The organism is Chamaesiphon polymorphus CCALA 037, from assembly GCF_003003845.1.
Taxonomy (GTDB): domain Bacteria; phylum Cyanobacteriota; class Cyanobacteriia; order Cyanobacteriales; family Chamaesiphonaceae; genus Chamaesiphon; species Chamaesiphon polymorphus.
The window spans coordinates 1-4,638 of sequence record NZ_PVWO01000470.1; the positions used below are offsets into that span (position 1 = coordinate 1).

A 4,638-nucleotide genomic window follows, 5' to 3' on the forward strand; every position below is an offset into this window, starting at 1 on the left:
CCCATCCACCCATCCACCCCCTAAACTCCTATGTCAATCGGCGTTCCTAGCGTTCCATATCGCTTACCTGGTAGTACTAACGAACAGTGGATTAATATCTACGATCGATTATTTCGCGAGCGGATTATCTTCATGTTTGAAGAAGTCGATGCTGGCATGGCGAACGCGATCGTCGCTTATATGCTCTATCTCGACTCAGAAGACTCCAGTAAACCAATCTATCTCTATATCAACTCTCCTGGCGGCGAAATTACCGCTGGGATGGCAATTTATGACACGATCCAGCACATTAAGTCAGAAGTTGTGACAATTTGTGTCGGTTTGGCTGCTTCGATGGGTGCCTTTTTGCTCGCGGCTGGTAGCCCTGGCAAACGCTTGGCTTTACCCCACGCACGGATCATGATCCACCAACCTTTAGGTGGTACCGGACGGATGCAAGCATCGGATATTCAAATCGAAGCCAAGCATATCCTCGAAACTCGGACGCTGCTCAATCAATTAATGGCAGACCGCTCTGGACAAACATTGGCACAGATCGAAAAAGATACCGATCGAGATAACTTTATGTCCGCAGCCGAAGCAATGGCATACGGCTTAATCGATAAAGTTGTCGAAACTGCTAACGTTCGCTAACTGCAATTGAGAAATTAAATCAATTATAAACTTCACCCCCTACTTTGGTTTGTATCTGTTTTATAGATACATCAAAGTAGGGGTTTGTTGTAATTACAGATATGCGATCGATCTCTATAAGCTGTGATACATATTGTTCGAGATATGTATAGTCCAAACTGAATTATGACTCGATCGATTTAGTAGCGATCTGTACTAGATCTTCATTTGAAAAAGAGCGATTGGAAGGCTCAAACCTACCTAAGTTCTACCTTTGGGTAGATTTGACTAAATCTTTAAATAGCTGACGAGCGACAATAGCAAACCAGTAGTTCTAATGAACTATTTAAATGAAACTAACAAATTGGTAATAAGTTCGATCGAGAGTGCCAAAATCAACAATTTGGTGTAAACTACAACACAGAAACAATTACAAAAACCAATTGTACCAAAAAATAGATTGAGAGCAAATTTTCTAGTCAAGTTCTAGCTTAAATGCAGATAGGTAGTCAACTTCCTTTTCCCATAGCTCACAATTTAGCCACTAAATCTCTAATCAAATATCTAAACTATAAGTCACTTAAGATATTAGTACTTGAGTATTAGTCGTTCAGCCGCGATCGCATTTACCAGTCAAGCTCATGGCGCGACTTATTGCGAGCGGGGGTATCAAGGATTTTCTTTGCCAATGAGCCATTTTCACCAAAACTTTATCACGATAGTAATCGATCTATACGGTTTAGAGCTTGATGGCGATCGAGTCGATACTCTCGTGGCAAGTTGGCTGCAAAAATACGACAATAGCTGGATTATCAAAGCGATCGTCGAGTCGCTGTACCGAGGCAGATACAAAATCGTATCTGTCGATAATATCCTTAAAGACTGGCAAAGACTCGGGAGACCCCGTTACAATTTCACGCCAGAATACGAGCGCGAAATTCTGCAAAATTTACCAGCAGTTGTCGAATTACCTGCGGCTTCAGATTCACCAGCACAGGTGTCTGCTGAGGAGCCAGTGCAGGCCGATTTTCCTGTAGCTCCGCGCTCCCGACAAGATGCCAAGCTGCTCGATCCTGAAGAGTCCGCACCCTTTCAATACCATCATTGCCCGATTCCAGCTCCACCCTTGAATCCGCCAGCAATAGACAGAGCGGCGTCCGAGGATCCACAGTTACAAGTGGCAAATATTACAAAGTCGATCGAATCATTTTCAGGCACAGAAGCTCATCCCAACAGTTCGGTACCATCAGCTCCAGCCGAGCGTCTAGATACACACGGGCGCGATCCTCACAGCGAAGACCAAATCGAGCCAGACACAATGGTCGATCGACCGACTAAAAGTAAGTTATTCTGCACTCTCAAGGCAATTGTGGATCCCAAAAATCGGCTCGATGCCAATTGCGTATCGTTACCATCGATCGGCGTCGAGACGGCAGATCGAATCCGGATCGATCGATTTAAGTTGCCCCTAGAAAATCTGACCGAGCAACACCTTTAATGAGTAATGAGTAATGAGTAATTATCAATTATCAATTATCAATTATCAATTATCAATTATCGATCTTAGCGTTTGCGTAGTACTTGAAGTAAAGTGAGGAAATAACTGGGGATCGGTGCGGTGACACTAATCAGCTCTGCGGTATGGGGATGAATTAGCTCTAACTGTCGCGCGTGGAGAGCTTGTCCCGGCAGATTGATGCCAATCGATCTCCCCGTTCCATACACCGGATCGCCGACGATCGGATGTCCCATTTGCGCCGCATGAACGCGGATCTGATGAGTTCTGCCAGTTTCTAGCCTAAATTTAATCAGAGCAAAGCCGCGCAATCTTTCTTCAATTTGCCAATGAGTCACAGCAGATCTGCCCCCACGATCGATCGGCACGATCGCATTTTTCTGGCGATCGATCGGATGGCGTCCGATCGGGAGATCGATCGTCCCACTATCGACCTTTGGCGTGCCGTAGACCACACCTAAATACTCGCGCCTAGCAGTTTTCGCTTGAAGCTGTTGTTGGAGGTGTTGGTGGGCAATATCGGTCTTAGCGATCGCGATCGCGCCACTGGTATCTTTGTCCAAACGGTGAACGATGCCAGGACGTTGAATGCCACCGATACTAGAGAGCGGACAATGAGCGAGTAAGGCATGAACTAGAGTCCCAGTGCTATGTCCGGCGGAGGGATGAACTACCATGCCTGCGGATTTGTTTACAATTAGTAAGCATTGATCTTCGTACAGGATATCGAGTGGAATTGCTTCGGGTACCAGATCGAGTGCATCTGGCGGTGGGATAATGACACAGACTCGATCGCCAGATTTTAATTTATACTTTTTGTCATTACAATCTCTCCCGCCGACTCGAACGTGTCCTTGGGAAATGAGTTTTTGCCAACGCGATCGCGAAAAATCGGGCAATTGTGCGGCTAACCACAAGTCAATTCGCGGTTCGGTAAAATCGTCAGTTGCGACAGTTAATTCGATAACTTCAGCTACTTCCTCGTCTGACAATCGTTCCTCGATCGCTAAATTATTTATACCAACTGTATTTATTACGTTCATCTATATCGTGTTATGAAAAATAGATTTCGCCGCCATCGGACTGTCAGAATTGAGAATCAAGATGGTAGACTTGTCATTCATGGGATGGGGAATTGGTATCACCTGTGGCGAGACCCTTATCATTTACTATTAACTGTACCGTGGCTGGGATTTGCAGGGATTGTTTCGATCGCTTATTTGTCGATCAATACTTTATTTGCATTGGCATATTTAGCTGGTGGCGATTGCTTGCATGGCGCACGTCCGGGTTCTTTTAGCGATGCCTTCTTTTTTAGCGTCCAGACTTTAGCGTCGATCGGTTATGGTGCGATCCATCCTAAGACTTTTTATGCCAACTCGATCGTCACGATCGAATCGATTGCTAGTTTGTTATTAATCGCGGTCGTGACGGGAATATCTTTTGCGAGGTTTTCGCGCCCGGTTGCCAAAGTATTATTTAGTAAGTTTATCATTATTACCACTCACAATCAGCAGCAGACGCTGATGTTTCGAGTTGCCAACGAGCGTCACAATTTTATTTTGGAATCTACGGCTCAAGTTTATTTGATTATGGATGAAGTCACGGCTGAAGGTGACTTTATGCGACGGATTCAAGAACTGAAATTGGTACGCCACCGGACTCCAAGTTTGATACTGACTTGGACGATCGCGCACCAGATCGATCCCGATAGTCCATTGTATGGTCTCACGGCTTTCGACTTGCAGCAACGACATGCCGCGATTAGCATTTTGATCGATGGGGTAGATGAAACAGTTGCCTATAAGATTACCGCACGACATAGCTACAATGCCGCTGAAATTATCTTCGATCGACAGTTTGAGGATATCATTCTCAAGTCAGAAAATGGCGATCGCTACTTTGACTATAGTCGATTTCATCAACTGCGATCGATCGAGGAAATCGAGGAGCGGGATGTAGGGTTGTTATGACTTTAAGCGGTTGGCAAACTCCAGATTTAGGCGAGCGAGCAATTGCAGCCAGTAGTCGCCATAAAAGTAGGCTGGTAAATTACTCAGTGGAAATAGATACAAATAATGTGCGTACAAACCCACAGCAGTTGCCAATAATTGCCAGCTTACAATTAACATTAGCGACTTTACTTTGCTCCAACCCAAAGTTTTGAGATCCAAGCTGACTAATAATCCTGCCGCACACAACACGATCGCATCGACAAAAAACTGCACCCAAGTTAGTAAAATTACGGAGCCGATACTCCCCATAATCATTAGAATTAGTGCGCGGACATCGGTTTTAAAAAAGCCGCCAAAACTAAATGATATGCTGCGACTGGGATAAGTAACAAAACCACTCATCGCCACCACCGCAAAAGCTACCATCAACCAGATTTCTCGATTCCTAGTCCAATCGTATAGTAACCAACCGAAGGTCATATACGTTAAAAATAGTAATACTAAAGAAAGCCATGGTAGCTTGGGCAGGCGAGAATTTGGGCGATCGAGTGCCAT

General features: G+C 44.9%; 5 protein-coding genes. 3 read left to right on the top strand and 2 right to left on the bottom strand.

Features of this window, described 5'->3' with window-relative positions; all coding sequences use genetic code 11:
* Window positions 1-30 precede the first annotated feature (30 nt).
* The gene (locus tag C7B77_RS24590) at window positions 31-633 is read left to right on the top strand and encodes an ATP-dependent Clp protease proteolytic subunit (protein WP_015160140.1); all 603 of its coding nucleotides are present in this window, start codon (window positions 31-33) and stop codon (window positions 631-633) included.
* Window positions 634-1,207: 574 nt separating this feature from the next.
* Window positions 1,208-2,110 carry a DnaD domain-containing protein gene (locus C7B77_RS24595; protein WP_106311121.1) on the top strand — a complete coding sequence of 301 codons (903 nt, stop codon included), beginning with the start codon at window positions 1,208-1,210 and terminating at the stop codon, window positions 2,108-2,110.
* 65 nt (window positions 2,111-2,175) lie between these two features.
* Here C7B77_RS24595 and C7B77_RS24600 read toward each other — a convergent pair whose 3' ends face one another.
* Window positions 2,176-3,171 carry an RluA family pseudouridine synthase gene (locus tag C7B77_RS24600; protein WP_245894379.1) on the bottom strand — a complete coding sequence of 332 codons (996 nt, stop codon included), beginning with the start codon at window positions 3,169-3,171 and terminating at the stop codon, window positions 2,176-2,178.
* Between the two features lie 12 nt (window positions 3,172-3,183).
* Between C7B77_RS24600 and C7B77_RS24605 the strand changes: the two genes are divergently transcribed.
* Window positions 3,184-4,101 carry an ion channel gene (locus C7B77_RS24605; protein WP_106311124.1) on the top strand — a complete coding sequence of 306 codons (918 nt, stop codon included), beginning with the start codon at window positions 3,184-3,186 and terminating at the stop codon, window positions 4,099-4,101.
* Here C7B77_RS24605 and C7B77_RS24610 read toward each other — a convergent pair.
* Window positions 4,096-4,638 (bottom strand): hypothetical protein (locus tag C7B77_RS24610; protein WP_106311127.1); only part of this gene is annotated, 543 nt, incomplete at its 5' end. The two genes, C7B77_RS24605 and C7B77_RS24610, sit on opposite strands and share 6 nt — an antisense overlap.

Excerpts from the sequence above, each read along its gene's own strand:
- C7B77_RS24605 (WP_106311124.1), top strand. The coding sequence starts at position 3,184 with ATGAAAAATAGATTTCGCCGCCATCGGACTGTCAGAATTGAGAATCAA.
- C7B77_RS24590 (WP_015160140.1), top strand. The coding sequence starts at position 31 with ATGTCAATCGGCGTTCCTAGCGTTCCATATCGCTTACCTGGTAGTACT.
- C7B77_RS24600 (WP_245894379.1), bottom strand. The coding sequence starts at position 3,171 with ATGAACGTAATAAATACAGTTGGTATAAATAATTTAGCGATCGAGGAA.